General features: G+C 50.6%; 13 protein-coding genes. 10 read left to right on the top strand and 3 right to left on the bottom strand.

What is annotated here, in order from left to right; translation table 11 throughout:
* Positions 1 to 1,185, bottom strand: a complete 1,185-nt coding sequence (locus AB1K62_RS07565; protein WP_367002612.1) for an endo-1,4-beta-xylanase — start codon at positions 1,183 to 1,185, stop codon at positions 1 to 3.
* A gap of 207 nt (positions 1,186 to 1,392) precedes the next feature.
* Between AB1K62_RS07565 and AB1K62_RS07560 the strand changes: the two genes are divergently transcribed.
* The 5 genes from AB1K62_RS07560 to AB1K62_RS07540 all read left to right on the top strand — a co-directional run bounded on the left by AB1K62_RS07560 (position 1,393) and on the right by AB1K62_RS07540 (position 20,033).
* Positions 1,393 to 2,610 (top strand): NAD-dependent epimerase/dehydratase family protein, encoded by a 1,218-nt coding sequence (locus AB1K62_RS07560; RefSeq protein ID WP_367002611.1) that lies wholly within the window; start codon positions 1,393 to 1,395, stop codon positions 2,608 to 2,610.
* An 82-nt stretch (positions 2,611 to 2,692) separates the two neighbouring features.
* Positions 2,693 to 4,255 carry a hypothetical protein gene (locus AB1K62_RS07555; protein WP_367002610.1) on the top strand — a complete coding sequence of 521 codons (1,563 nt, stop codon included), beginning with the start codon at positions 2,693 to 2,695 and terminating at the stop codon, positions 4,253 to 4,255.
* On the top strand, positions 4,252 to 6,078 hold the full coding sequence (locus tag AB1K62_RS07550) for a glycosyltransferase (protein ID WP_367002608.1): 1,827 nt from the start codon (positions 4,252 to 4,254) through the stop codon (positions 6,076 to 6,078). Before AB1K62_RS07555 ends, AB1K62_RS07550 begins: the two co-directional genes overlap by 4 nt.
* Positions 6,078 to 6,992 (top strand): outer membrane beta-barrel protein, encoded by a 915-nt coding sequence (locus AB1K62_RS07545; RefSeq protein WP_367002607.1) that lies wholly within the window; start codon positions 6,078 to 6,080, stop codon positions 6,990 to 6,992. The genes AB1K62_RS07550 and AB1K62_RS07545 overlap by 1 nt, the downstream gene beginning before the upstream one ends.
* A gap of 669 nt (positions 6,993 to 7,661) precedes the next feature.
* Complete coding sequence (locus tag AB1K62_RS07540) at positions 7,662 to 20,033, top strand: autotransporter-associated beta strand repeat-containing protein (protein ID WP_367002605.1); 12,372 nt, start codon at positions 7,662 to 7,664, stop codon at positions 20,031 to 20,033.
* Between the two features lie 476 nt (positions 20,034 to 20,509).
* Here the strand turns inward: AB1K62_RS07540 and AB1K62_RS07535 are convergent, their stop codons facing one another.
* Together AB1K62_RS07535 and AB1K62_RS07530 are read right to left on the bottom strand one after the other, a co-directional pair.
* Positions 20,510 to 20,908 (bottom strand): metalloregulator ArsR/SmtB family transcription factor, encoded by a 399-nt coding sequence (locus AB1K62_RS07535; RefSeq protein ID WP_367002604.1) that lies wholly within the window; start codon positions 20,906 to 20,908, stop codon positions 20,510 to 20,512.
* The gene (locus AB1K62_RS07530; RefSeq protein WP_367002602.1) at positions 20,905 to 21,537 is read right to left on the bottom strand and encodes a peroxiredoxin; all 633 of its coding nucleotides are present in this window, start codon (positions 21,535 to 21,537) and stop codon (positions 20,905 to 20,907) included. Before AB1K62_RS07530 ends, AB1K62_RS07535 begins: the two co-directional genes overlap by 4 nt.
* Before the next feature lie 101 nt (positions 21,538 to 21,638).
* On the opposite strand from AB1K62_RS07530, the gene AB1K62_RS07525 reads away from it, so the two are divergent.
* Genes AB1K62_RS07525 through sulP form a run of 5 tightly spaced genes read left to right on the top strand, consistent with a single transcriptional unit; the run spans position 21,639 to position 26,506 of the window.
* Positions 21,639 to 22,556: an MBL fold metallo-hydrolase gene (locus AB1K62_RS07525; RefSeq protein WP_367002600.1), complete on the top strand. Its 918-nt coding sequence runs from the start codon at positions 21,639 to 21,641 to the stop codon at positions 22,554 to 22,556.
* Positions 22,556 to 22,996 (top strand): YeeE/YedE thiosulfate transporter family protein, encoded by a 441-nt coding sequence (locus tag AB1K62_RS07520; protein WP_367002599.1) that lies wholly within the window; start codon positions 22,556 to 22,558, stop codon positions 22,994 to 22,996. Before AB1K62_RS07525 ends, AB1K62_RS07520 begins: the two co-directional genes overlap by 1 nt.
* Positions 22,993 to 23,400: a DUF6691 family protein gene (locus tag AB1K62_RS07515; RefSeq protein WP_367002597.1), complete on the top strand. Its 408-nt coding sequence runs from the start codon at positions 22,993 to 22,995 to the stop codon at positions 23,398 to 23,400. The genes AB1K62_RS07520 and AB1K62_RS07515 overlap by 4 nt, the downstream gene beginning before the upstream one ends.
* Before the next feature lie 60 nt (positions 23,401 to 23,460).
* Positions 23,461 to 24,726 carry an FAD/NAD(P)-binding oxidoreductase gene (locus AB1K62_RS07510; RefSeq protein WP_367002808.1) on the top strand — a complete coding sequence of 422 codons (1,266 nt, stop codon included), beginning with the start codon at positions 23,461 to 23,463 and terminating at the stop codon, positions 24,724 to 24,726.
* Positions 24,727 to 24,736: 10 nt separating this feature from the next.
* Positions 24,737 to 26,506: a sulfate permease gene (sulP, locus tag AB1K62_RS07505; RefSeq protein ID WP_367002596.1), complete on the top strand. Its 1,770-nt coding sequence runs from the start codon at positions 24,737 to 24,739 to the stop codon at positions 26,504 to 26,506.
* The last annotated feature ends 16 nt before the right edge of the window (positions 26,507 to 26,522 follow it).

The following is a 26,522-nucleotide window of genomic DNA, read 5'->3' as shown; positions in this document are numbered from 1 at the left end:
CTAACTGCGTAATGGTGCTGATGCTAATGCACTTAAAATCGCATGGTACATTGGTTTCGCTTGCCAGTTCTCATCAAATGGATGACCGCGCAAACTATCTCCGTCCGCTCTGCGTTTATATGACGGATAGCCTCTTCTGTTCATATAGCTTGATTTGTCAGCGATCGACCAAAGTATAACCTGCTTTACATTTAGAAAATCGAGAGTGATGTCTAAATAACCTTTGGTGTAGGCTGCCGCCTCATGGTCCCGGAGTTGGGTATCTGCATATGTCAGGTTGCGGTCGCTGCAATCCAGCTCCGTTAGAATGACCTCAAGACCCATGGAATTAACTTCGTCTAGAAACTTACGCCATTCAAATTCATTTCGCGGTCGGTTAAGCGAATTTCCAATGTGACTTTGTATGCCAAGAGCGTCTATAGGGACATTACGGTTGAGAAGGCGCTCAAGTAATTTCAAAACTGCGTTGCGATGGACAGGCGATGCTTCCCAATTCATTGTTTCATTGTAAACCAGCTGGGCTTTAGGTGCCTTGGTTTTCATAATATGAAACGCGACATCAATAAATCTATCGCCAAGTATCCTGCTCAGCATAGAATCGCGTATTAAGCCTTCCGTAGGATCAATGGCCTCATTCACTACATCCCATGATACAACCTGCGGGAATTTTCGTCCAAGAAGAGCGCCGTGTCGCCACATTCGTTTCGTCAGTTGTTTTTTTTCGGTACTGCGCCAGTCTTGAGCCAATTCTACAAGCCATGCAGGCATTCGTTCATCATGGTTCCACACAAAACAATGCCCCCGGGAAGCATGGCCTTCCTGCTCCGCATAACCAGCTACTGACATGGCTTTTCTCGTAGAATAATCACCTTCGCGTTTTTCGAGATATTTCCATTTCATAGCGTTTTCTGCTGTCACTATCGAACAGTGGTGCGCTATCAGATCTCTATATTTTTTATTGCCAAGCCATTTGGTTGATACAGCACTACCAAATAGGATCCCCCGTTTAGCTGCAGTGGTTGCCAGTGATGTGGTTAATCGAGGGCCGGACTGTGCATAAGCGGGGAAGGAAGAATATATCCCGGTGCCCGCCACCATTTTTAACATAGCTCTGCGTGTAAGATTTACCTTAATAGATTTGCGGGCTGTTTCTGGCACCAGCACTTTTTTTCCAGTCTCTTCCAAATTCTTTAATATCAGTTTCTCGATTATGCGTCATTTCCCGTGTGCGCCGGCATTACCACGGCTCGTTTACATGAGTTTACCGCGGGAAAGGCCAACATATGCTACACACTGTCCAGCGAAGTTAAAGCGCTACATATTTTGTAACCAAAAAATTGGGCAATCCTCCCCGGCTCCACGCTGAGCCATAATATAACATAAGGGCAACTGATGTTTTCGAAAAAAATACTCGTACTCGGCGGTGATGGATTTTGCGGCTGGCCAACAGCTCTGCACCTATCAGAAAGCGGATATGATGTCACAATATTGGATAATCTGTCACGGCGGATAATTGATCTTGAACTTGGAATCCGCAGCCTCACACCTATTCAGCCGATTGATATTCGCATAGATACCTGGGAAAAAGTTTCAGGAAAGCGGCTGGGCTTTAAAATGCTCGATATCGCTACGGATTATCAGGAGCTTGCCGATTTTCTGAACGAATTGAAGCCTGATGTAATCGTGCATTTTGCTGAACAGAGGGCCGCTCCTTATTCCATGCGTGGAGCAAAGGAAAAATGCTACACAGTAAATAATAACATTTCCGGTACCCATAATATACTTGCGGCAATCGTATCTCTAGGACTGGACACGCATCTGGTGCATCTCGGCACGATGGGCGTGTATGGATATACCGGTGCCGGCTTTCAAATACCTGAAGGCTATCTTCCAATAGAAGTAAAAAATGATGCCGGCGAGCGGGAGCCACGTGAAATTTTATATCCGACACGGCCTGGCAGCATTTATCATATGACTAAATCGCTCGACCAACTGCTTTTCCAATTTTACGCCCAGAATGACGGGATCAGAATCACGGATCTGCATCAAGGCATAGTTTGGGGGACGCAAACCGAAGAGACGCGGAAAGACCCCTATCTAGTCAACCGTTTCGACTATGATGGTGAATATGGCACTGTTCTCAACCGCTTCCTAGTAGAAGCATCAATCGGGCACCCATTGACTGTTCATGGAACGGGCGGACAAACCCGTGCATTCATTCATATCCAAGACACTGTGCGCTGTATCAGACTGGCAATTGATAATCCGCCTAAACATGGTGATAGAGTGGAAATCCTCAACCAAGTGACAGAAACATTACGGGTGCGCGAACTTGCTAAAATGGTTTCGGAAATCTCGGGTGTGGACATCCAAAATGTTACCAATCCTCGCAACGAGTCTGATGAAAACGATCTGGATGTTAGCAATGCCGGTTTCTTATCCTTGGGTCTTGAACCGATTACTCTAGATGCCGGGTTACTTGACGAGACGATTGAATTATCAACCCTGTACCGTGATCGTATTGATATGAGGAAAATACCCGCCTGCACTGCTTGGAATCAGGACCGGGCAGAAGTGCTCAATGATGCGTCAAGGAGCGATGACGTTTAGAAATTAACGTTATCCCAGTCTCACACTTTTTAGATAGCGAAGAAATTCGCGAATATACCATATTGCAGGAAAGATAAGGAAAATGAGATTAATCGGATTAGGATTGCTGACTTTTTTGCTTGCTGGCTTCCTTATATTTTTGGGGCAAAGTGGTGCCTTCAGTACTGCTTTGAACCGGGCGCAGGGGGGTGGCCAGCAGAAATTTTCTGACCCCCATCGCGTAACTGTGGAAACACTTGGCATTTCAGGTAAAAAGGTATTTGCAGCAGCCCATAATATGAAAGGACCGCTTATCCTGAGCGGCCTTCCTTCCTATTCCGGTCAGCGGTTCCATTTGCCAACGGATGCTAGGCCAGTTTCTGGTCGGTATGACCTAAGTTTTTCCAGTCGCATCGCTGAAGGACTAGAGGGCGTGCTGCGAGTTACAATAAATGGTACTAAACGAGCGGACATCCTGCTTTCTGATGAAGATTATCCAGGAGCAGATAGAAAACGCAAAGTCAGTGTTGAATTGATGTCAAGTGAACTGGCTTCAGGAGTTCTGGATATTGGATTAAGTTTGCAAGGCCGGGGGCCGATTGCAAAATGTACACCGGATGATGCTATCGCTGCTGTTGTTGAGATAGATGCTGAAAGCGGTCTGCGATTAACACTCTCCAAGCCTGTTGAAACAGCAAAAGACAAGCTTGCTCTATGGGGTGGACATGTTCCACTAGTCTGGCGTCCCGGACAAAGCGTTACCGAGAAGACATTATCAGTAATTTACGCGGCTCGTCTCGCCCAAAAAGGCTATTCACCCTATTTTACCCAAAAGGGCATTACTGGCGATCAGCTTGCTAAATTAGTTGATGAGGCAACATTATATACGGATTTAACTATTCCTGAAGCCTATCCGGTTCCCCTGACCGGTGACAGTGCCAATCGCGGAGCCCGAAAGTTTGACCGGCAAACTACCTGGCGTTACCGCTATGCGTCTGACAGCCTTCCGGAAAATTTGCTTCCCTCTGTTTTGGATATGCGTATGGCGTTGGGGCCGATCGAAGGGGACAGCCAATATAATCTCCTTGTAACATTGAATGAGCACATGTTGTTTGCAGAGCGTGTTTCACCGCAAGCTGAGCGATTTAGCCAATCAATTGAACTGCCCGCAGGGTTGCAAAGGTCACTTAATAATCTGGAAATAACTTTGGTGGATGCTTATCGCGATGAACTTCGTTGCGGTTCTACCAGCCAATCTATAGCGGAGTTGCTACCAGAAACGGTTCTTCGCAGTGGCAGCCATTCTGTAAATGACGGCTTGTCCGAATTGAAAGCATTATTGCTTTCGAGTGGGGATATTAGTTTCTCAGCCTCAACGACAACCACAGTAGATGCCAATGCGGCAACCGGGCTTCTAGCTGCGCTGGCTCCGCAGAGGCTGACGTTTATAAATAAAAACGGGCCGGTATCAATGCGACTGGTAACCGGTGACATTGCTAAACAATCCAAAGCAAACGATTGGATCGTATATCTTTCGAAAGAGCCTAACGAAGGCTATGTAGCCATACGGGGGAAGGATAAGCGTGATCTGTCCGGCATTGCTATTGCTTTAGTGATTTCTGTGCCTAATAAACCGCATCAACCTAAAGCCGGAATCGCGCAGTGACTTTTGTAATGTCCGGTGATATCCGGCGTGATAACCAATATCGGTCGGTTGACAGCCGGCCCGAAGGTTTCGCAGCGAATATTTCCCTTTATCGAGTACCGGCATTATTGCTGACATTCTGCCTGTTGGCGCTGTTACAGCTATGGCTATTCGGATCCGGTATGCTTGAGTGGCTGTTTCCAGAAAAGGACTATGTTTTCGCCCGTTATACCGGGCAGCATTCTATAGCAATCCGCACCTATATTATTTCATTTTACATCGCGTTCGCTTGTTATGCGAGCGGGACAATTTTTGCGCGGTCTTTATTTGCGTTCGATCTTATCTTACGATTCTTGCTCATTTGTGCATTACTGGATTTGGCGAATACAGCCTTTACAGCATTTTTAGGGGATCCTTATCCGCTATTGGTTGTCCAGATTTTCGCCGGGATAATTGGTTTCGGACTATTTTCCTTAATGCTGCTGGAGCGCGGCAATATGCCACCAGCGGTTCCGGTAATTGTCGGCGAACAGAATAACCTGAGAGCATTTCTCCGTTTGATAGCAGTCGCTGTCATTGCTGCGGCTATATCAGGCTATATTGGTTTTTCAGACTTTAAGATTGTCAAAAATTTGCGTGAGATTACCCTGCTTGGAGGGATTGGTCCCGGGGTTATCCTATTCCTGCCAGTATTTTTCCTGCAACTTTATATTATTAGTTTGATTGAGCGGCGACTGGATTTGAACGAGGAAGTTTATCCTGCCGTAACCATTATAATTCCTGCCTATAATGAAGAGCAAATTATTGCAGAGACAATCCGACATATTGATAAAGCCGCAAAGCATTATGCTGGCATTGTCGAGCTTATTCTACTCGACAATTCCTCCGAAGATCGCACAGCTGAAGTGGCACAAAAAGTGATTGATGAAGCTGAGGCGATATTTGGACGAGTGGTTCATGTCAGTCAGCACGGAAAAGCTAATGCGCTCAATCGGGGAATTGCTGAAGCGAGCCATTCAATCACTATCCGGATTGATGCTGATACACTTATTGGTGAAGATAATATCACCTTGGCGGTACAGAATTTTGCAGATGGGGACGTCGGGATTGTCGGCGGTGTTCCATTGCCGCCGGGGGGAGCTTTATTTGATCGGGCTAGGCTTGTGGAAGTGCTCGTCAAACATGGCTATTACTCTCCTGCTTTGAGCAGTATCTGGGGACTGGTCGGTGTGCCGGGCATGTTTGCAGCCTATCGGACGGATGCATTAAGACAAGTCGGGAGCTTCTCACGCGGTATGAACGGAGAAGACACTGATATGTCACTGCGTATCGCTGAATTGGGCTTTAGAGCGATAGTGGATCATCGGCTGCGTTATATATCTGAAGTGCCTGCCAGTTTTGCCCACATGCGTGAACAAAGGCTGCGCTGGTTCCGTTCGGTTTATCACGTGTCTTCACGGTGCCGTAGCATCGTAATTTCAAAGACATTCAGTATGCGTGGCAAATTGATATTACCTTATATGTTATTAAACTCTGCACGCCGTGCGATGATGGTGCCAATATTGCTATTCGGGATTTTCCAGTATCTGATGGTCACTGATCCGAGCAGCCCGTTGATATGGCAAGCAATCGCCGCGGTGTTGGTTGGCGCGCCCGCAATGGTGGCCGTGGCGGCTGTAATCATGAATCGCCGCCCTGATGCGTTGCTCGCCATACCGGAATATCTATTATTCCGTGCATTGAGAGCCTGGTTTACTCTGGAATCCGTGCTCACCATTCCAATAAATAAAACCGCCAGATCACTAAAAAAACCTTCTACCCAAACAAAAAGTCACACAGCGTAATGAAAAAACATCTTCTTATGATATTAGTTGCCGTTCCATCCTGTCATGCAGTTGCTGCCCGGGCACAGGATAGTGGTTTTTTCGCCGAGGCGGAAATTGCCGCTGGCCGGGATATTGTTCCCCCCGACATCATTGAAAGTGGACTAGACCAAGATCGTCTGGAAGGCTTGGTCCAGGGTAATGTGAAGATAGGTTATGACGTGACTTCGCTTTTGCAGCTGAACCTTTCTACAGGAACCGAATTATATCCCGTCGACAGTCTGTATAATCGTTACCGCATTGGCTCTGGTGTACGCGGTGACATTCCTCTGGCTAAAGATGGTCGGACGCGGATTCGTCTGGCAGCGGATTATGAATATGTTTTTGGAGAAGACGGCAGAGTGTTCGACCGTATTCGAGGAGGTGCACAGCTAATCCATCGCCATTCGCCTGAGCATAGCACGATCGGCCGTCTGCGCTATGGTTATCGTAACCAGTCGGAAGAACGGTTTGCCGGGTTTGATCAATCCGAATGGTTAGCAGAATTACGTCATAACTGGCGTCCGGGAGGTGGGCAGACTGCCATTAACATTTCACTTTTGGGACTGCGCCATATAGCCGACGACGATCGCTTTAGTTATGACGGTTATGGTTTTCGCCTAACTGGTCGCACCGCGCTCACAAAACGTCTGACGGGTTTTGGTAAGTTTTCGATAGTGCAGCGCGATTATGACGATGCATTTTCTAACGAATTTCCTACAAAGCGCTCTGACACCAATATACGCATAAGAACTGGTCTAGAATATCAAGTTTCGCAACGCATCCATCTGTTTGCAGAAGGCGGATATGCCAGCACTAATTCCAATATACCGGTGCGCGATTATAATGGTTTTATCGGTCTTATAGGTGCGCGGGTTTCACTCGCAGGAAAGTAGCTGGATTGATTAATATCTATAATTTTTCAGTTGTCGGATAGCTTCATTTATATCACTCGTTTTTAATTAATTATCGTAAGGCCCAAGAAGCTTCCCATGCCCTCCATGCTTTTTCCGCAGCAGCTGTTTCAGCTTACTGGTAGCGATTGCGCTTGAAATAAGTGCGTCAGGCAATACCGCCGATATATACAGACGTTTCACCATCACTGGGCACAGGTGCATAATTCACCTGAACCTGCGTTGACGGCATCTGGCCCGCTGCTCAATATCTTCAAGATGCAGCATTAGCTCTCTTTGGAATAGAGCCTCCAGTTGTAGCCTGTTGTAGCGCCCCCTTGCGCTCAATACGGCTTAGCAATTGTAAAATTTAGTGTTTTCCTCCGCTTTTGGCAGAAATTTACTTTTCATTAAGATTTGACAGGTTAGGCCATCGGATACGAGAGGAGATGCTAGCGGAGCAGAAATTATATTTTTGAAATTAGGCTAGTGACTCGTTTTATACTCATTTCCAGTCTCCTGCGCGTTGGCCTGGAGGATGTGGGAAGGCGAGCGGGCTAGCCTCTAAGAATGTGATCATTATGATAAAATGGGTCACATAATATTTCAAAAACATGATCCACTGCCGCTGGCTTCATCTTCTATTGGTTTTATCAAGATGGAGTACAGGAAATGATTACACTGAAATCTGAGCGGGCGCACGGTGCTAATTTTCCCCTTCGTCTTTTAAGCGGTGTTTCCGCCGGGGCTCTTCTTTTTGCCGGTTCACTAGTCGGTACGGCCCATGCACAGGATGCTGACAGAAACTGGGATGCTAATAGCACTGCTGTCGGCAATGGCGGTTCAGGAACCTGGGATTTATCAAGCCCTACTTGGAGTCCGGGAGATGACGGTGTTAGCGGCCCTTACGACACCCCTTGGGATAATACGCTTCTCGACAATGCCATATTTGGTGGTACGGCCGGTACAGTGACATTGGGTGAGCCGATTACGGTGCACGACATGTCCTTCAACGTCCATAATTACACATTGACCGGGGGCACCCTTACGCTTGCTGGTGCCACCCCAACTATTGATACCGCAGGTAATACAACAATCAATTCCGTAATTGCGGGTACTGACGGGCTTGTGAAAACGGGGAGCCGATTACTTTATCTTACAGGTGTAAATACGTTTAGTGGGGGAATCGCGCTGAACGATGGTTTTCTTCATGCTGACAGTGACGCTGCCTTAGGTGATCTGTCCAACAATATCGAAGTAAACGGTAATGTCGAATTGCGTATTGATTCCGGTATTTCGAACCGGACAGTAACGGTCGCGTCAGGAGCGCGGGTCAGTCTGAGCGGAGCTTCCACAGGCACTGCACTCTACACTGGAGCCGGCGACGTCGATGTGCATAACGGCGTCAGAATGACCAATGATGCTAGCAGCTATACTGGCGCGACACGAATGTTTGGCGCTAATGGTGGCTCGGGTCTTCTTTATTTCTCTTCCGTTCGTAATCTAGGTGAGGCTAGCTCGCTCGGCGCTCCGACAACGGTGGCAGATGGCACCATTTACTTTACAGGAGGCAACCAATATTCTGATCGCATCGCGTACAATGGTACGGGCGATACTACCAACCGTAACTGGGTGATGAGCGGTGGAACACTGCGCCGGTTCCTTAATGTGGGCAGCGGGACGCTATCAATTACTGGCGATATAGAAATGGCGTCTGCTTCGCGGTTCGAAGCGGTCAGTGCCGGATTTGATCTATCTGGCGTGCTCAGCGGAGCTTCGCCTTCTGTGATTTTTCGTGCCAGCGCAGGCGCCGAGATTAGTTTAGGCGGCGCCAATAGCTATACAGGACTCACAGATATTCTAGGCGGTGTCGTAAAGGCTTCGGTTCTGGCGAATTCGGGAGCGGCGAGTTCGCTTGGTGTTAACGCAAATGTCAATCTTGGTAATAACGGAATCCTGACCTATGTCGGCACTGGCGATACGAGTGACCGGATCTGGAGTGTCAATGGAAGAGCCGGAATTCACAATGAAGGGACGGGGGCTCTCGCGCTAACAGGAGATCTTTCGTTTGATCCTGCGAACCCATGGATGGACAGCATAAGTTTTGGCGGCAACTATGCCGGGCAAAACAGTTTTTCAGGCGTGATCTCGGGCGAAGGTGATCTGATTAGTACAGGTTCTAGCGTCTGGGAGCTGAATGCAGCCAATAGCCGAGAGGGTGCCATCATTATGAATGGTGGGACTTTACGAGCTGGTAATGCAGATGCGTTCGGCATCGTAACAGGAATAACTGTAAATGGCGGCACGCTGGATGCAGGCAGCTTTGATTTAGAAACTCCGACACTTGCGGGTTCGGGCGGCACGATCGCGCTAAACGGTAGTACGTTGACCGTGAACGCGGCTACAGCGCAAACTTATGGCGGCGCTATTGCCGGCACTGGCGGGCTGACCAAACTTGGCGCCGGAACGCTGAGTTTGACAGGAGTAAATAGTTATACAGGCACGACGAATGTCGGTGGCGGTAAGTTGGCGATCGATTTTTCATCTGCAGGCGGACCGGTAGATAATATCGTCAGCTCGTTATCACAATTGACGCTAAGTGGTGGTAAAATAGAGGTTATTGGCGCTGCCGGGGAAGTGAATAATCAGAGTTTCAATGGCACCGTTATTTCGGCTGGTAGCAATATTATACAGGCGGTATCCGGTGGAGGAGGCACTACCAACCTATATCTTGGCGCACTAAGCCGCGTAGGCGGACTCGCCAATTTCGTTGTACCGGCAAATGGTGCCATCAGGACAACGAATCCTGACGGTGCTCTAGGGGGCTGGGCTACTATTAACGGTTCCGATTATGCTAAGGTTCTAAGCGGTGGCATTATCGCTTTCGACGCTAGTGACTATACCGACAAAGATGATGCCGGCAATTGGCTCAATGGCGAAATCATCAGCGATGCTGGTGGACCCGCAGACAGCCCTTTCATGGGCACGGTCAATGGCAATGTTCAATTGGGCGGACTGCGTTATACAGCCGCAGCCCCTTCGACAGTTACAGTGGGAGGTGGAAACACTCTGGGTGTTGATGGAACGATTATCGTGGCACCTAGTGTTCTTGCAAATAACCAGACAATCACTGGAGGCTCATTGACCGGCGGAGCTGGCGGAGGGGCATTAGGCATCCAGCAGAATGGCACGGGGACATTCACGATCCAGTCTGCCATCGTCGACAACGGCGGCGCAACCAGTTTTGTTAAAGGTGGTAGCGGGCGAACAGTCCTTTCAGGGACGAATAGTTATTCCGGTGTGACTAACCTCACGAATGGCGTGCTCAGCGTCAGCAATATTGGCGATGGCGGTATATCGAGCGGTATCGGTGCTTCTTCGGCGGCCTCAGCTAATTTGATCCTCGAGGGTGGAACGCTACAATATACCGGAGCTACCGCCACTACCGACCGCGGTTTCACCCTAGTAAACGGCGGCGTGACGCGAGCAATTGAGGTGACTAATTCGGCCTCCAACCTTGTTTTTACCGGCCTTGTTACCAGTCCCGACGATGCAGGTTTTACCAAATCCGGCGCGGGCACACTGACGCTTGGCAATGCTGCAAATGATTATATCGGTGTAACTACGGTTAGCGGGGGAACGCTGGCTGTCGATACGCTGACCAACGGCGGCATGACAAGTAATATCGGTATGGCGAGTAGCGATTCGGAGAATATTGTGTTGGAAGGTGGGACCCTGTCCTACACGGGCACGACAACCAGTACCGATCGCGGCATGACCTTTGGTCCGGGCGGTGGCGGCGTGGGTGTCGCCGATGCGAGTGCAAGTCTTACGCTTTCGGGTATATTGACCGGCACTGCTCTTAGAAAAGAGGGCGCGGGTACATTAATTCTCACAGGCGCTAATAGCTATACGAACGGAACAACTGTCAATGATGGTGTGTTACGTGCGGGAGCCGAGAATGTTTTCGGCGGCGGAGCCATGGACGTAAAGTCAGGCGCACAGCTTGACCTGGACGGTTTCGACAATAATGTATCAACACTTTTTGGTGCTGGAAATGTTGATCTTGGAAACGCTATACTGAATGTAACTTCAGGCGGCACGTTTAACGGATCGATAACCGGGAGTGGCGGCCTCACCCGCTCAGGTTCAAATCAATATAGTTTAAAGCTGTTAGGGTGTAACAGCAGCTATACTGGAGCAACGACCCTGACCAGCTATTTATCGGTAGACTGTCTGGCCGATGGTGGTCAAAATAGCGCTATCGGAGCTTCGACAAGTGACTCGTCTAATCTTATATTTTCAAACGGTGCGCTGATTTATACCGGCGGTAACGTGAGTGTGGATCGTGGTTTCACGTTACAAAGCGGTAATGGTATTATTATTGTAGATAATGCCGCAACTACGTTGCAATTTTCTGGAGAAGTTGTCGGCGGAGGAAGACTGCGTAAGGATGGCCCCGGCACTTTGACCTTGTCCGGTAACAACAGCTATTCAGGGAGCACAATAATTGATGGCGGCACCCTCCGTGCGGGTACGACCAACGTATTTGGGACTGGAAATATATCAATTGCAGACGCTGCCGATGCGGTTCTCGATCTCAATAATTTCGATAATATAGTTCGAGCTCTTTACGGCGGCGGCGCTGCGGGAGGTAATGTACTGCTCGGCACTGCTACTTTGACGCTTAACGCCCCGAGTTCCGGCTCTGCCGCTTATGCTGGCGCTATCAGTGGTACTGGAGGTCTGGTTAAAAACGGTGCTTTTAATCAAATTCTCTCGGGCTGTGACAGCACTTACACCGGCAGCACCATCATAAACTCCGGGACGCTTCACGTGGCTTGTCTGGAAGATGGAGGAGTCGCCAGTTCTATGGGGGCGTCTGGGGCAGATCCTAGCAACCTCATTCTAAATGGCGGAACATTGAGATATATTGGCGCTGGTAATAATACTGATCGCCAGTTCTCCTTGGGATCATCAGCGACGAGCGGGATAGATGCCAATGGTACAGGCGCGATCAATTTTACAAATAACGCAGCTATTTCCTATCTGACCCCGGACACAAACCAGACATTGCGGCTGGGGGGAGCCAGCACAGCTGACAATACTTTTGCCAGTCAGGTCACAAATAATGGATCTGGCTTAACGTCGCTAACCAAGCTTGATTCCGGGACATGGATATTAACCAATCCGAACAGCAATTATACTGGCGTTACAACGATCAGTGGAGGCGTGCTCGGTGTCAGCAAATTATCAGATGGCGGGATTGCCAGTAGTATTGGCGCATCGTCGGCTGCTGCCTCCAATCTGATTATCGGCAATGGTTCAACCCTGCGATACACAGGGAGTGGCGATACTACCGATCGGTTGTTCACCCTGTCCTCCGGGGTTACCTTTATCGAATCTTCTGGCACTGGCGCGATTGTTTTCACCGACATCGGCCCAGTAACATTGCAAGGCAATAATCAGGCGCGTACTATCGCTTTAGGCGGCACGAATAGTGGCAACAATACACTTGCCGGCTCAATCGGAAATGCTGGCTCAGGCGTTACCTCACTGGCTAAAAATGATAGCGGTAAATGGGTGCTGACCGGCAATCACAGTTACACCGGCAGTACGAATATCAACGACGGAATATTGTCCATTGGTGCTGGCGGCACAACGGGATCAATATCGAGCGGAATCGTCAACAATTTTGGCGCGCTTCAATTTAACCGCTCCAACCAGCTTGTGTATGGCGGTGCAATCAGCGGCACAGGTACTGTCACTCAGGCTGGAACCGGAACGACAATTCTTACAGGGAACAGCAATTATTCCGGCGGAACCACGATCAGTGCAGGGGCACTACAACTGGGCAATGGTGGTGTAACAGGTAATATCATTGGTGATGTTGCGAACAACGGTAACTTGATCTTTAACCGAAGCGACGACTATCAATTTGATGGTACGATAACAGGAAGTGGATCGGTGTCGCAGATCGGCAATGGCACGACGACACTTACAGCCACGAACGGCTATTCCGGCGGGACTATAATTTCAGCCGGAACATTACGTGTATCAAGCGATAGTAATCTTGGCGCGTCCTCGGGCGGTCTGACGATCAACGCAGGAAGCCTGAACACAACCGCGACTATGACATCTAGTCGTAATGTTACCCTTACGGGCAATGGAACATTTCTGACTGATCCGGCGACCACGCTTACTTTGGGCGGCACCATATCGGGTGCGGGTCGACTAACCAAGAGCGGTGACGGCACGCTCGTTTTGACAGCGAACAACACTTATTCCGGCGGTACAACAATTGGCGCCGGTACACTACAGATCGGAAATGGCGGAGCTACGGGCGGGATTATCGGGGACGTACTGAATAATGGTGCACTCCTATTTGACCGGTCCGGTTCGCTGGCAATGGATGGTGTCATTAGCGGGAGCGGCTCCGTCACCCAATCCGGCCCAGGAACCACGATTTTTTCAGGAAATAACAGCTATGCAGGTGCGACCAATGTCAACACCGGTGCATTAATTGTAAATGGTGACCAATCGGGTGCGACAGGTCTGACCACCGTCGCCTCCGGTGCGATGCTAGGCGGTACCGGCATAATTGGTGGTGATGTTACCATCGCCAATGGCGGTATTTTGTCGGCTGGTTCAAATGGCGTCGGTACTTTGTCGATAAATGGCAATCTCGCTCTTGCAAATACGTCACAACTGGACTTCGAATTTGGCCAGGCGAATGTGCCGGGCGGTCCGCTCAACGACCTTGTCAATGTCGCCGGAGATTTGACACTCGACGGCATTGTCAATGTTACGCAGCCGTCTGGCGGTAATTTCGGTCCTGGCGTCTATCGGATGTTCAACTATTCCGGCGTGTTAACCGACAATGGCGCAACCCTCGGCGTTCTGCCGGGCGGTAGTGCCGGGTTCATCCAGACAGCGATCTCAAATCAGGTAAATCTAGTTAATACGGCTGGTCTCATACTCAATTTCTGGGATGGCGCTGGAGGGCCAAAGAATGACGGCGTGATCCAGGGCGGCAACGGCGTCTGGCGTCTGGCAAATGGTGCTAACGACTGGACCGAAGTCAGTGGCACAGTTAACGCAGATTACGCGCAGGATAGCTTTGCAATATTCCAAGGAACCGGCGGTGTCGTTTCTGTTGATAATAGTGGCGGAGCTGTCTTGACCACGGGAATGCAATTTACAGCAAGCGATTATGTCATAACTGGCGATACGCTAACATTGACCGGCACCGAAGCATTGGTGCGCGTTGGTGACGGCAGCCCCGGCGACGCTGGTATCGTGACACGGATCGAGGCGGAACTCACTGGAACCGCTGGGCTTACCAAAGATTTAGGTGGTACGCTCGTGCTCACCGGCAACAACAGCTATGCCGGTGGCACCGCAATAAACGGCGGTACATTGTCAATTGTCAATGATTCCAATCTTGGCGATATCGCTGGCGGGCTTAGCCTGGACGGCGGTACTCTCAATAACACAACGAGCTTTTCGTCAAACCGTGCCGTTGATCTCGCCGGTACAGGCAGTTTCCTGACCGACGCCGGCACGATTTTCACCTTGGACGGTCTGATCTCCGGCGCTGGTGCCTTGACTAAGGATGGGGATGGTACGCTCGTTCTGACAAACGGAAACAGCTATGCCGGTGGAACCACAGTCAATGCAGGTACGCTCTCTATTGGCAATGGCGGTGCATCGGGAAGTCTGATAGGCGACATCGTCAATGACGGGTCAGTGGCCTTCAATCGCTCGGACGATATAATATTCTCAGGGATTGTTTCTGGAAGCGGCTCACTGGAAAAACTTGGTGGCGGCACTCTCACGGTTACAGGCGCAAATAGTTACACAGGTGGCACCACCATTAGCGCCGGAATACTGCAATTGGGTAACGGCGGTACAAGCGGTGAAATAATTGGAGATGTTCTCAACAACGGAACGCTCCTGTTTAACCGCTCTGATATGCTTGGTTTTGCCGGTCTGATATCAGGTACGGGTAATGTTACGCAGGCAGGCCCCGGCACGACAATTCTTCTGGCAAATAATAGCTACGCCGGAGCCACCGATGTTAATGCTGGTACGCTTCTGGTAAACGGTGACCAGTCGCTGGCCACAGGTCTTACCACTGTCAACAGTGGCAGCGCATTAGGTGGAACGGGAACTATCGGCGGTAATGTTATTATTGCAGACAATGCAATATTAACACCTGGTGATGCAACAGGTCCGGGAACGCTGACGATTAACGGCAATCTTGAGCTATCGAATGGTACATCGCTAACCTATGATTTCGGGCAATCGGATACCGTTGGCGGACCGCTGAATGATCATACACAGGTTGGCGGCGACCTGACGCTCGACGGCACGATTGACGTTGCGGTAACAGCGGGCGGCGATTTTGGCCCGGGCCTTTATCGCGTCATTAGCTATGACGGCACACTCACCGACAATGGATTGGTAACCGGCGCCTTGCCGCCCGGTAGTCTCGTTGCAGTCCAAACGTCAGTCGCGGGCCAGGTAAATCTAATCAATGCATCCGGCGCGACGCTTAATTTCTGGGACGGCGCTAACGCGGCCAACAAATCAAACGGCGCCATTAACGGAGGCGACGGGATATGGCAGAACAGCGCTGGAAATGACAATTGGACCGAAACCACAGGCGCAGTAAATGGTGCCTATACCGACGGCAGTTTTGCCATATTTGCGGCAACGCCCGGGATCGTGAGCGTGGATAACAGCCTCGGCGCGGTCAGCGCTTCGGGTATGCAGTTCGCGAGCGACGGTTACCGGATTACCGGACAGGAATTAACTCTTGTCGGACCTCAGGCGAAAATCCGGGTTGGCGACGGCTCGGCGCTTGGAACTGGATATACAGCGACGATCGACGCAACGCTTTCCGGTGCTTCCGAACTGGTGAAAGCCGACCTTGGGACGCTCGTGTTAACCGGTAACAATAGTTATACAGGTGGTACGCTGATCAATGTCGGAACATTACGTGTTTCCTCCGATGCCAATCTTGGTGATCTTGCTGGCGCGATAAGTTTTGGCGGCGGCATAATTAATACCACGGCAGATATGACTTCTGACCGCGCGATAAATGTAGGCAGCACGGGTCGTTTCCTAACTGATACGGGCACTACTTTAGCGCTGAATGGCTCTATTACTGGTGCTGGTGGATTGACGAAAACCGGAGCGGGTAGCCTCGTCCTGAACGGCACCAACAGCTTCGCCGGAGATACGGCGGTCGACGCCGGAAGCCTTTTTGTAAATGGTGACCAATCGGGCGCTACCGGCCTCACTAGCGTGGTGACGGGGGCATTATTGGGCGGTTCCGGCATAATCGGCGGTGATGTGATTATCGCCGATGGTGCGACGCTTGCCGCGGGCACAGATGGCGTTGGCACTTTAACGGTGGGCGGTGATCTCGTGCTGAATGACGGGTCGCTGATGGACTTTGAATTCGGAGAGGCCAATGTTGCGGGCGGGTTGCTCAACGACCTTGTCAACGTAGATGGCGATCTTGTTCTAGATGGTACAATCAACGTAACGGTTCCTACGGGCGGAAGTTTTGGACCTGGAATCTACCGTGCTATTAACTATGGCGGCACGATAACCGATAATGGCCTAACCCTTGGTACATTGCCGGGCGGAAGTGCAGTTTCGGTACAAACAGCAATCAACGGCCAAGTGAACCTCGTCAATACGGCTGGATTAACCTTGAGCTTCTGGGACGGTGCAGCCGGACCGAAAAATGACGGCACGATCAACGGCGGTGACGGTGTTTGGCAGATTGCAGGTGGCTCCAACAACTGGACCGATCTCGATGGTTCAGTGAACGCTGATTACATGCAGGACAGTTTCGCCGTATTCTCAGCTGCCCCGGGGGCTGTGACAGTCGACAATAGTAACGGCAATGTTCTGGCTTCGGGCATGCAGTTTGCCAGCGATGGCTATCATATTAGTGGCGATCCGCTCACGCTTACAGGCGCTCAGGCTGTCGTGCAGGTTGGCGACGGCAGCGCGGCAAGTTCAGGCTATGTAGCTACAATTGATGCCGAGCTAGTCGGCACGGCAGGGCTAGAGAAGACCGACACGGGCACACTCATACTCGCTGGAGCCAACAGCTATACTGGCGGAACGGCCATTAATGGCGGCACGCTTCGCATCTCTGACGATGTGAACCTTGGTGACGTGATGGGCGGATTGAGCTTTGATGGCGGTACGCTGAGTACAACTGCGAGTTTCAGCTCCAACCGTTCAGTCGATTTGGCAGGTGCGGGTACGTTCCAGACCGATGTAAATACCACATTCGATCTTGGTGGCGATATCTCTGGTGCGGGCAGTCTCACCAAGAGCGGCTCTGGCACGTTGATATTGTCTGGTACCGGAAGTCATACGGGCGCTATGAATGTCAACGCCGGTACGGTTCTGGTCAATGGCAACTATGGTACGGCCTCAGGTGATGTAACTGTCCTGTCGGGCGCATATTTTGGCGGAACCGGTACGATCGGCGGCAATGTGACGCTGGCGGATGGCGCGATACTGACTCCTGGCGCTGGTGGGGCAGGCACTCTGACCATAGGCGGTAATCTGGATTTGTCCTCCGGTTCGCAACTCAATTATGAGTTCGGAGCTGCAAATGTTGTGGGCGGTGCTTTGAATGATCTCGTGAATGTTGGCGGCAATCTGGCGCTTGACGGCACCATAGATGTTACAGTTACCGCTGGCGGCGCCTTCGATGTGGGTGTGTACCGGGTCTTCAATTATGACGGTATACTCACTGATAATGGGCTTGCTCTTGGTAGCTTGCCGGCAGGCAGTAGCGTAACAGTACAAACTTCGGTGTCGGGCCAGGTAAATCTGGTAAACAGTTCAGGACTGACACTTGATTTTTGGGACGGCGCGTCAGGCCCCAAAAATGATAATATAATCAATGGTGGCGATGGCATCTGGCAAAATAGTAACGGTAATGACAATTGGACTGATGCGAGCGGTTCGGTAAACGCCCCGTATAGCGACAGTTCTTTTGCCGTATTCGGCGGCACTGCCGGGACCGTGACCGTCGACAACAGTCTTGGAAATGTTGCCACATCAGGAATGCAGTTTGCTACGAGTGGCTATACGATTACCGGCGACAGCATTTTGCTCGATGGGCCGGAATCTACCATCCGTGTGGGCGATGGGACGGCTATAGGCGAAGAGTTTGTCGCGACGGTCAACGCCGATCTATACGGTAATAGCAAGTTGGTGAAAACTGACGCTGGCACACTCGTGCTGTCAGGCACAAATAGCTACACTGCTGGCACAGTGATTAACGGTGGAACGCTCCAAATCGGTTCGGATGCCAACCTTGGTTCGGTGACAGGCTCGGTGACGTTTAACGACGGAACATTGCACACGACCGCCGATATTATTAGCAACCGTGAATATGTTATTGCAGGAACAGGTTCGTTCCGCGCCGATGCAAATAGCTCGCTGATATTGGACGGAATTATTTCCGGTGGAGGTTCCCTTACCAAGAGCGGTGAAGGTACAGTCGTGCTAACTGCGGATAACAGCGGATATACCGGCGCAACAAGCGTTGCGGCTGGCACCTTGGCTGTCAACGGTATTTTGGGGGGTGATATCTCTATTGGCGAGGCTGGCCGTCTTACGGGCACCGGCAGCGTAGGATCGACGATTAACAATGGTACGATTGCACCCGGTTTCGACGGTGCGTTCGGGTCGCTTGCGATCAATGGTGATTATGTCGGTAATAATGGCCGCGTTGAAATTGCCGCAGCATTGGGTGATGACAGTTCCGCCACAAGTCGGTTGATCGTGAGCGGTGCAACATCAGGCACAAGCTATCTCGATGTTATAAATCGAGATGGGCTGGGTGGCCAAACGGTCGAAGGTATAAAAATCATCGAAGTAAACGGATCATCTGATGGCGAGTTTATCTTGAACGGTGATTATATATTTAACGGCGATGATGCTGTAATTGCCGGAGCCTATGGCTATCGCCTCTACCAAGGCGGGGTCAGCACTCCGACAGATGGCGATTGGTATTTGCGTTCTGCATTGCTTAATGAACCAGATGAGCCGGAGTCACCACTCTATCAGCCGGGTGTCCCAGTTTATGAAGCTTATGGCAGCAATTTGCAGGCACTTAATGGCTTGCCGACAATGCAACAGCGCATTGGGAATCGCAGTTGGGCAGCAGGTGCCCACGGTGAAGGAATCTGGGGACGGATGGAGGCCACGCGCAACCGCGCCAATGCCAAAGTTTCCACCAGCTCTTCGGATCAGAATATCGTAGACTGGAAACTTCAGGTGGGCGCAGAGAGCGAGCTTGCCCAAACCGATAAGGGTGAGCGTCTGGTCGCCGGGCTAACTGCCCATTATGGTGATGCTGACAGCCACGTCCGTTCGATCTTTGGCAATGGATCGATCAATACAATGGGCTATGGGGTTGGCGCGACACTGACGTGGTATGGTCTCAACGGTTTTTATGTCGACGGCCAAGCACAATATAGCCGGTATAACAGTGACCTCAACTCAGATGTACTTGGCGATTTGGTGCGGAACAATGATGGCAGCGGTGAATCGTTCAGTATCGAAATAGGAAAGCGGAGCATGATTGGGACAAAACTCAGCATCACACCGCAGATACAGACGGTCTATTCGAACGTTCGCTTTGATAAATTCATTGATCCCGCAGGAGCAACTGTTTCAGATGAGAAAGGAGCCAGCTTAAAGAGTCGCTGGGGTATCGCGCTTGATCACCAAAGCGGCTTGAGCAACGGGCGCAGCAAATTATATGGTCTCGTTAATCTGAACTATGAGTGGCTAGACGGAACCCGTGTGCAAGTATCCGGGACGCCGGTCGACTATGCAAATGACCGGCTCTGGGGTGAAATCGGCTTAGGGGGCAGTATCAATTTGAACGGAGGGGTGACCCTTTATACCGAAGTTTCAGGCTCCAGCCCGTTCAAGGATATGGGTAATAGCTATACGTTAAAAGCGAATGCGGGAGTCCGAATTACATTTTGATAGATAGCGAATATTATCATTTTACTATGTCGGTCTCCACGCGCCGCGACATCATTTAGAAAGCAGACATTCTGCATAGAAATATGTGAGTGTTTTGGATTTGTTGCAGTGATTGCAAGAAACGAATATGAAGCCAAAACACTCACAAGCAAGATGTGCGAGGAGAGAGCACAAGCGATCTCTGCCGCCATAAGGGCTATTATAGGGCCAACACCCGCTGGGACGACGCAGGAGCTGTGTCGGTAATGAAGCCATCGGTATTGGTAAGCGGCCGCGGCGCCAAATAGTTTGAGTCAATCGGTCAGGAGCTATTCGCCTCCGTTAAACCTATATGACTCTGCTCAAAGTCTCACGCCTATAGTGGTTATCATCTGTTCGGGTCGAGAAACGACGGGGTGCCATTTCAAGTCTGTTTTAGCTGCCCGATCTGAAGATATTGGTCATCCGGCTGTCAGCTAGCGAAAATCATATGTTTTTTACAAAACTCTGGCAAAGCCAGCTACCCCGATGCCAGTTGGCTGATTTTCGGAGGACGCAGGCTGTGATTTAGTTGCATCCCGGACTTTTTGCGGATCAGGATTGTCGACCAGCAGGGCCTCCATCGTTCTGACACAAAGGCGGGCTGTATCGTCAGAAAGATCATACCAGATCTGCTTTCCCTCTCTTTGTGTTTTTACGACCTCTGCGCGCCTGAGCGCTGCGAGTTGTTGACTGAGTGCAGGTTGGCCTATGTTCGTAGCCTCGTCAATTTCGCTAACAGTGCTCCTGCCCTGCAAAAGATAAGACAAAATCATCAATCTTTGCGGCTGGGCATAGACTTTGAGCTTTTCAGTAGCAAAATCTGCCCGTTCGCGGCTTTCAAAAATTGCGGTCATGGTGCTTTTATCGAATGGCAGAGCCAGTCCTCTTCATTGCGGGCTTCCGTAGAAGTAAGCGGAGGCAGCGAAAGTACATCATCACCGGGCTGCCACCCCTCTGGTGTTAGAATATTTTTGTTTTCGGCCATTTGCAAAGCTGAAACCATGCGGATCATTTCTTCAACCGAGCGTCCGACATTATGCGGATAGCTAGTAGTCGCCCGGATAATACCTTTCGGATCGATAAAATAGCTTGTTCTCATCGTGGCGGAATCGGTTGAGTTCTCGTCAATCATGCCAAAGGCGCGGCCAATAGCCATGCTGGGGTCTTCGATGATCGGGAATGGTATGTTCACTCCAAACCTGTCTTCAATGGCTCTGATCCATGCAAGATGGGAATGGAGGCTGTCTACGGACAGGCCCAAAAGCGCGCAATCCAATGTATCGAATTTATCCGCATGCCTTGCCAAGGCTACAAATTCGGTTGTGCAAACCGGTGTAAAATCGGCTGGATGCGAGAAAAAAATCAGCCAGCGCCCGCGAAAAGAAGACAGCTTAATTGGTCCGTGCGTTGAACGCGCCTCGAAATCCGGTGCTGCATCGCCAAGGCGCAATGGAACTGATTGCATCTGAAACTGTTCTGTCATTGATTCTATCTCCTCCCGAGGGGTTACAGAGAAATGCTATTGACGCAATATATATAGTGCATTACATAATTTATGTAAATATGAATCTATGAGGATTAACAATGGTAGACTCGGTCCTGGCCCATGCAAGCGCTCAAATCATCAGCGCGCAGCAACATATACCGCAGATCAAGGCGTTCTTTGATAACGAAACATTCACTGTGACTTATGTTGTCCACGATCCCGAAACAAAAGCTGCGGCGATCATCGACAGCGTATTGGATTTTGATCCATCGTCCGGTCGAACGTCATTTGCCTCTGCTGATAAAGCCATTGCCTATGTGAAGGAGCATGCCCTCGAAGTGGAATGGTTGCTGGAAACCCACGCTCATGCCGACCATCTCTCGGCGGCTCCATATTTGCAGGAAAAGCTTGGCGGCAAAATCGCTATCGGTGAGCATATTCTTATGGTTCAGGACGTCTTTGGAAAATTGTTTAACGCCGGAACGGAGTTTCAGCGCGATGGCTCCGACTTTGACCATCTGTTCGCGGATGGCGATACATTCAAAATCGGTAAACTGGACGTCACGGTAATGCACGTTCCGGGGCATACGCCAGCCGATATCGCCTATGTCATTGGCGACGCTGTGTTTGTTGGTGATACCATGTTTATGCCAGATTATGGAACAGCGCGGGCCGATTTCCCCGGTGGTGATGCCCGAAAGCTATATCAGTCCATGCGGCGGCTGTTGTCATTGCCGGATACCACCCGGCTGTTCATGTGCCATGATTATCTACCCGAAGGACGGGACGAATATGTCTGGGAAACCACGGTTGAAGAGCAACGCAAAGGTAATATCCACGCGCATGAAGGGGTGAGTGAAGACGAATTTGTTAAAATGCGGACAGCGCGAGACAAAACGCTCAACATGCCGCGGCTGATCTTGCCATCGGTTCAGGTCAATATGCGGGCAGGGCGTCTGCCACCCAAGGAAGACAACGGATTGCGTTATCTTAAAGTTCCGTTGAACGGCGTCTGATGCTTTCTGCATTTCCCCATGCCATGCCGGTTCAAGGACTGATCGGCGGTCTGCTAATCGGCATCGCCGCAGCATTAATGCTGCTTGGCCTTGGCCGCATCGCCGGAGTCAGCGGTTTGGCCGCGCGCGCTACCGGAATTGCCGCTAGCGGCACGCCGCGCGCTATGGCGATTGCTTTTATCATCGGCCTGCCACTTGGAACCCTGATAATATCTTTGATTATGGGCGGCGTGGAAACCCGTTTCCCGTCATCCAGCATCCCTCTCATCATTGGCGGGCTTTTGGTCGGCTACGGCACGCGTCTGGGTTCGGGCTGCACCAGTGGTCACGGCGTCTGCGGAGTGACAAGATTGTCTGCGCGTTCACTGATCGCCACGGCCATTTTCATGGCAAGCGGGTTTGCCACGGTCGCTCTGATGCGCGCAGGGGGCTTGTTATGAGACAGATATTGATAGCCCTGTTTGCCGGCACGCTCTTTGGCGCTGGCCTAGCCTATTCGGGCATGGCCGATCCTGCGCGGGTACAGGGCTTTCTGGATCTATTCGGCCCTTGGGACCCGACCCTTGCTTTTGTAATGGGCGGTGCCATGATTCCCATGGCGATAGCCTGGATAATAGAAAAGCAGCTCGACCGGCCTTTTGCTGATAAAGGTTTTTCCTTGCCAACAGCCTCGGTGATAGATCGCAAGCTCATGGTAGGTGCATTAATATTTGGTTCCGGTTGGGGGATCAGCGGTCTTTGTCCCGGACCCGGCTTTGCCAATTTAGCGATAAATCCTTTTCCCGCTTTGATGTTTGTTGCCGCATTGCTTGTAGGAATGTTGGTGCATCGCGTGACGGAATAACCCCGATATAATCGGGAAAGGCGCTCAATGACCAGTAAAGAGATAATAGGATTGACCGAAATGACCAAAGCATCACCATTCCCTGAAACGCATGGCAAGTCTTTTAATGTGGTTATTGTGGGCGGTGGTTCTGCCGGTATCGCAACAGCGTCGAGTATATTGAAACGTAACCGGAAACTCTCGCTCGCGATCATTGATCCCGCTGATGACCATTATTACCAACCCGGTTGGACGATGGTTGGCGGAGGTGTATTTTCTGCGAAGTTCACACATCGGAAACAACAAGATGTCATTCCTGATCGCGCGCATTGGATAGAATCCGCTGTGATGACATTCGACCCGCAAAATAATAGCCTCCAGACATCCGACGGGCGGGAAATCGGATATGATGTGCTGATTGTTTGTCCGGGTATTAAACTCGATTGGGAACAGATTGAGGGCCTTGCGGAAACTTTGGGAAAAAATGGTGTCACGTCCAACTACCGTTATGATCTGGCACCCTATACATTTCGCTTGGTGCAGGACATGACCAGCGGCCGCGCACTGTTTACGCAACCTCCGATGCCGATAAAATGCGCCGGTGCACCGCAAAAATCCATGTATCTCTCATGTAGTAAATGGGAGAGAGAAGCTGTCCTCGATAATATTGATGTGCAGTTTCACAATAGTGGGGCCGTGCTATTCGGTGTCTCGGAATATGTGCCTGCGCTCATGGAATATATCGAAAGATATAATGCAAATCTGAACTTTGAATCGAAGCTGGTCGCTGTGAATGGCGAAGCAAAAACTGCGACGTTTGAACAGAAAAATGGTGACAGTACCAGGCGTGTCGAAGAAAGTTTCGACATGATCCACGTCGTCCCACCCCAAGTCGCACCTGATTTTGTCCGCAATAGTCCCTTGGCTGGCGTAGACGGCTTTGTCGAAGTGGATCAGACAACGTTGCGTCATATCAGATATGACAATATCTTCTCACTGGGGGATGCCTGCAACGCCCCTAATGCCAAAACCATGGCCGCAGCGCGCAAGCAAGCTCCAGTTGTGGCGGTCAATGCGCTCGCAACACTTGATGGAAAGCCGATGGCCGCTAATTATGATGGCTATGGGAGCTGCCCGCTTACTGTGGAGCGCGGTAAAATCGTGCTGGCTGAATTTGGCTATGGCGGAAAACTGACCCCAAGTTTTCCTTCCTGGCTGATTGATGGCACCCGGCCTTCTCGCCTGTCCTGGTTACTCAAAGACACGATACTTCCGCCGGTTTATTGGCACGGCATGTTAAAAGGGCGTGAATGGATGGTAAAACCGCAACCTATTGGCTCAGATTGAAGGCGTATTTATGAAGCTTTTCCGCTATTTGCCTATATTGGATTGGGGCAGTCGTTATAACAGAACGACGCTGACCAATGATGGCGTCGCAGCGGTCATAGTCACGATCATGTTGATTCCGCAAAGTCTGGCCTATGCGATGCTGGCCGGACTTCCCCCGGAAATCGGTCTATATGCGTCTATATTGCCCCTGATTGCCTATGCCATATTCGGAACGAGCCGCACGTTGGCGGTCGGGCCGGTAGCGGTTGTATCATTGATGACGCTGACGGCGGCAAGCGCCATCGCAGCCCCCGGCAGTGCTGATTTTATCGCTGCGGCACTGGTGCTGGCGTTGCTATCAGGTCTGTTCCTTTTACTGATGGGGATTCTAAAGCTAGGATTTCTTGCCAATTTGCTTTCCCATCCGGTTGTATCGGGATTTATCACCGCCAGTGGTATCATCATCGCGACCAGTCAGCTAAAATCAATTTTGGGTATTGAAGCCAGCGGCGCGACAATGCCCGACCTTATATCCAGCATCGGCAAAACAATCGGCACGGTCAATATCCCGACATTGATTATCGGCGTGCTTGCTACGGCTTTCTTGTTCTGGGTCCGCAAAGGGTTGCAACCGCTTTTGGTCCGTCTTGGTTTGCCAAGTCGTCCCGCAGAATTGCTTGCCAAAGCCGGACCAATTATAGCTGTCGCTGTTTCTACAATCGCGACAATAATGCTGGGGCTGGAAGCAAAAGGGGTTAAAGTCGTTGGAGACATCCCGCAAAGCCTACCGCCATTGACAGTCCCGCTGATGGATTTCGATCTTTGGCAAGAACTGGCCATTCCGGCATTGCTCATAACGATTATCGGCTTTGTGGAATCAGTCTCTGTAGGCCAGACATTGGCAGCAAAAAGACGCCAGAGAATTGATCCGGACCAAGAGTTGATCGGACTGGGCACTGCCAATATTTCAGCCGCCTTTTCGGGTGGTTATCCGGTTACCGGAGGCTTTGCGCGCTCGGTTGTCAACTTTGATGCAGGTGCAGAAACACCGGCAGCAGGTGCCTTTACGGCCATTGGCATCGCGGTGGCGGCGCTGTTTCTAACGCCGCTGCTTGCATCGCTACCTATTGCAACTCTGGCGGCGACGATCATTGTTGCTGTGCTTAGTCTGGTCGATCTGAAAACCCCGCGCACTATCTGGCGCTATTCAAAAGCCGATTTTGCCGCAATGGCCGCAACCATCGGTATTACCCTGTTAGCGGGCGTGGAGCCGGGTGTTATTGCAGGGGTCGGGCTAAGCCTCGCATTATTCCTGTGGCGCAGTTCACGGCCCCATGCCGCGATTGTCGGGCGCGTTCCTGAAACCGAGCATTTCCGTAATATAAAGCGCCACAAAGTATTCACCGATCCGCGCATATTGACCATTCGGATTGATGAAAGCCTGACTTACTTAAACGCGCGCTGGCTTGAAGAATTTATTCTCGAGCAGGTAGCAGAGCAAGAGGAAGTGCGGCATGTCATCCTGATGTGTTCGGCGGTCAATACAATTGATGCTTCGGCATTGGAAAGTCTTGAAGCCATCAACCACCGCCTCGAAGATGGCGGCATTTTGCTTTACCTTTCCGAAGTGAAAGGGCCAGTGATGGACAGGCTTAAACGCTCCTATTTTCTCGATGAATTATCGGGCAAGATATTCCTGTCCCAAAACAAGGCTTTTTCACAGCTTATCCAAACAGCTGATGCGGAAGAAGCCGCGCAAGAGCCGGTCGACCGGCATCTTGCCCGAGGTATGATATAAATGGAGAGGCAGAGGC

It is taken from the genome of Parasphingorhabdus sp. JC815 (assembly GCF_040717415.1).
In the GTDB taxonomy this organism is placed as follows: domain Bacteria; phylum Pseudomonadota; class Alphaproteobacteria; order Sphingomonadales; family Sphingomonadaceae; genus Parasphingorhabdus.
The sequence above is the reverse complement of the archived record's forward strand: the minus strand, read 5'-3'. Positions and strand labels throughout refer to the sequence as shown.